The sequence below is a fragment of the Sphingopyxis witflariensis genome, assembly GCF_002205635.1.
Classification (GTDB): domain Bacteria; phylum Pseudomonadota; class Alphaproteobacteria; order Sphingomonadales; family Sphingomonadaceae; genus Sphingopyxis; species Sphingopyxis witflariensis.
In genome coordinates this window covers 1-2,648 of record NZ_NISJ01000029.1, presented here as the reverse complement: position 1 = coordinate 2,648, position 2,648 = coordinate 1, and the positions used below count along the sequence as shown (strand labels likewise).

Annotated in this window: 3 protein-coding genes and 1 pseudogene; 1 reads left to right on the top strand and 3 read right to left on the bottom strand. The window is 63.1% G+C overall.

What is annotated here, in order from left to right; all coding sequences use genetic code 11:
• Positions 1-126: pseudogene (locus CDQ91_RS20805) on the top strand (IS5 family transposase); the annotation flags it as partial.
• 364 nt (positions 127-490) lie between these two features.
• Here the strand turns inward: CDQ91_RS20805 and CDQ91_RS20800 are convergent.
• From CDQ91_RS20800 to CDQ91_RS20790, 3 genes are all read right to left on the bottom strand, one after another.
• Positions 491-1,333, bottom strand: a complete 843-nt coding sequence (locus CDQ91_RS20800) for a DUF932 domain-containing protein (RefSeq protein ID WP_069318836.1) — start codon at positions 1,331-1,333, stop codon at positions 491-493.
• A gap of 275 nt (positions 1,334-1,608) precedes the next feature.
• Entirely contained in the window at positions 1,609-2,094 is a 486-nt protein-coding gene (locus CDQ91_RS20795; protein WP_069318837.1) for a GNAT family N-acetyltransferase, read from the bottom strand.
• Between the two features lie 122 nt (positions 2,095-2,216).
• A complete protein-coding gene (locus CDQ91_RS20790) occupies positions 2,217-2,516 on the bottom strand; it encodes a DUF736 domain-containing protein (protein WP_069318838.1) in 300 nt (99 codons plus the stop codon).
• Positions 2,517-2,648 lie beyond the last annotated feature (132 nt).

The window sequence follows — 2,648 nt, the reverse complement described above, 5'->3', positions numbered from 1 at the left end:
TTCGGCAAACTCAAACAGCAACGACGCATCGCAACCCGCTATGACAAAACCCTGCTCTCGTTCGAGAGCTTCCTCAACCTCGCCGCTACGCGCCTATGGCTGAAGTCTTTTGTCAACACGGCCTAGACCCGTAGTCGGGGAGTTGGAAAACCGCGTTTAGTCGGTTCCTATGACCTTTAGCCCGGAAGCCTGTTGTATACGTCACAGGCTCCCCGACCATGTGGTCAAGGATGGCGGCACCGTCACGGCCGGCGCCGAACCGCTAAACGTGGGGTTTCCACACCCCAGGCCGCCGCGTAGCGGCCCGGCCTCGTCATAGAATAATGTGTAGTATTTGACCACCACCTCGCGCGAGCCGGGCGTCAGCCAGGCGAGCGCGCTTGCGGCCGCGCGGACCTTGGGACGCGCGGCCGCTGCCGATCCAGCACAGCGGATCGGCGCGAAAGCGGCGAAGCCGCAGGGCCGAACCTTCGGCCCTGCGGTGAAATGGTCAGGCTGCTTTGAGGCGCTGCATCCCTTCCGCCAGCGTCCAAAGCGCCCGGTTGAGCGTCACGTTTTGGTCAATGCCGTTGATGGCACGGGTCTGGCTGCGGCGGATGCGGCCCTCGGCGCTACGCTTACGCCCCTGCAACCCGCCGCGCACGACATTCTCCTGAATGACGTTGAAAGTGGTCCAGAGGCTGCGGTCCACATCCTCGCGGCGGCGCGGCTCGATGATCTGCTCGGGGCGAACCGGGCTTTCATCGTCGCCATAGCGGGCGACAAGGCTGACCTCGCCAAGCAAGCGCTGCTCGTCCGGCGAAAGCTGGATCGCCTTCATCGACTCGCTGGCGTCGATCAGCCGGGGGAAGTCCTCGGCGACGGTGAACACGCCTTCGATAATGTCATGCTCGATATTGCCCTTGTGCGGCACGCGGACTTCCTCGAACCGCTCGCCTGCGATCATGCTGTTCGTGCAGACAAACCGCAGCATCCCGGCGAACATCTGATAGGCGCTCGTCCCGTCGTGGCTGTTGACGATGATGACTTCGGCCGCCTCCGGTTTGCCGATGCCGTCGTCACGGCGAAGGCGCAGCATATGCTTGGCGTGCCCGTGGCGGCTGCCGTCACGAGGCACCGACTGGACCGCGAAGAACGGCGACCAGCCTTCCCGGCGCAGCCCCTCCACGATGTCGATCGTCGGGACATAGACATAGCGATCCGAACGGCTGTCGTGCGCCTCGCGGGCGAAGATGGACGGGACGTGGCGATACAGCGCCTCGTTGTCGAGCGGCTCCCGGCCGCTGATCTGATGGGCGTTGCGGCCGAACCGGGTGGCAAGTTGGTAGTGCATTTTGGCCTCCTTTGGGCTTGGGTTTCCGCGCAGCGGAGCGCCGCGCTGAAACCCTGCCCGTCGGCGAGACCGGGGGTGCAAACGGAAAGCGGCTTCGCGGGGAACCGGCTGCACGGAACGCGCTCGCGCGTGAAGGAAGCTGGGCGGAAGCCGCTTGAAGTGCGCCAGGGGCAGAGCCCCAAGCACCGCGCCGCCCTTAGCCGCATAGAAGATAACGCGCGATGGGCCGCTTTACGCGATCCATCACATCATTGGTGGAAACCGCTTTGCGGGTTCTATCTACTGGATCGAACAAACAGCGTGAGTTCGGCGCTGGGATCTTCGGCCGACACATAAGGGGTGCCGAGCGCCGTGAAACCGAGTTTGGGCAACATCCGTCTCATGGCTTCGGATTTCGTCGTCGCGTATAGTCCCTTTCCAGCCGCCGCATGGATCGCCGCCGCGACGAGCGCATGACCGCGCCCTTGCCGTTCGTAGGCATGATGGACATGGACCCACCCCAATTCGAACGGGTAGGCAGGGGCTTGACCCTCGACCTTAGCTTTACGGAAGACCTTTGGCGGATAGGTAACATTCGGCGTCTTGACTGCTGCGGTTCCGACCAATGACGCTCCCTCGCGCATTATGACAATGGCGACAGCCCGATCGACCAGATCGGGCAACGTGGCAGCATTCACTTCTCCCGCCTGTATGACGAACGCGATGAACTCATCCCTTGCGGCGACAGTCATATCCGCTGGTTTTACCGAGATCGCGTGCATCAAGACCTTCCCCTGTTCCGCCCGAGATGGAAGGCCGGTCGTCCAATAGCAAGCATAGGTCGAAAGCCGGCAAGACCGGCAGCGCCGTGATGCCCCGGCCAGTGGGCCGGGGCATTAGATGGTCAGCGCGACCAGATGAGCGCGTATTCGCCCGCGGTGTCCGTTTCGGACAACGTGGCGTAGATCGGAGCCGGGAAGCTCGGATCGTCCAGCTTGACCGAGATATAGTCGCGGCCTTCGCGGCTGGTCTTCTTCCAGGCGGCGCCGATGTCCATGTTGCCGGACTGGATGCGGAAGTCGGGGGACTTCTCGCCTTCCTTCTCGACCGGGCGAAGGGTCGCCTTGGTGTTGAGGGTGAGCGTCTTGATAACCCCGGTGAACTCGCCCTTGCTGTGGGCGGTGAAGGTGCCGATCGTAGCCATGTCGTATCTCGTGCGCCAAGAGTGGTGGGTAGGATCCACCACGCGCGATTATTGTCTCTGCGGGGTGAAAGGCCCCGTCCTCCACGTGCCGCAACACGGGGAGCGAAGTGGATGGGTGAGGTGAACCGGGTG

What these genes read in the sequence shown, in the direction of transcription:
- CDQ91_RS20800 (WP_069318836.1), bottom strand. Translation starts at nt 1,333, where the DNA reads ATGCACTACCAACTTGCCACCCGGTTCGGCCGCAACGCCCATCAGATC.
- CDQ91_RS20795 (WP_069318837.1), bottom strand. Translation starts at nt 2,094, where the DNA reads ATGCACGCGATCTCGGTAAAACCAGCGGATATGACTGTCGCCGCAAGG.
- CDQ91_RS20790 (WP_069318838.1), bottom strand. Translation starts at nt 2,516, where the DNA reads ATGGCTACGATCGGCACCTTCACCGCCCACAGCAAGGGCGAGTTCACC.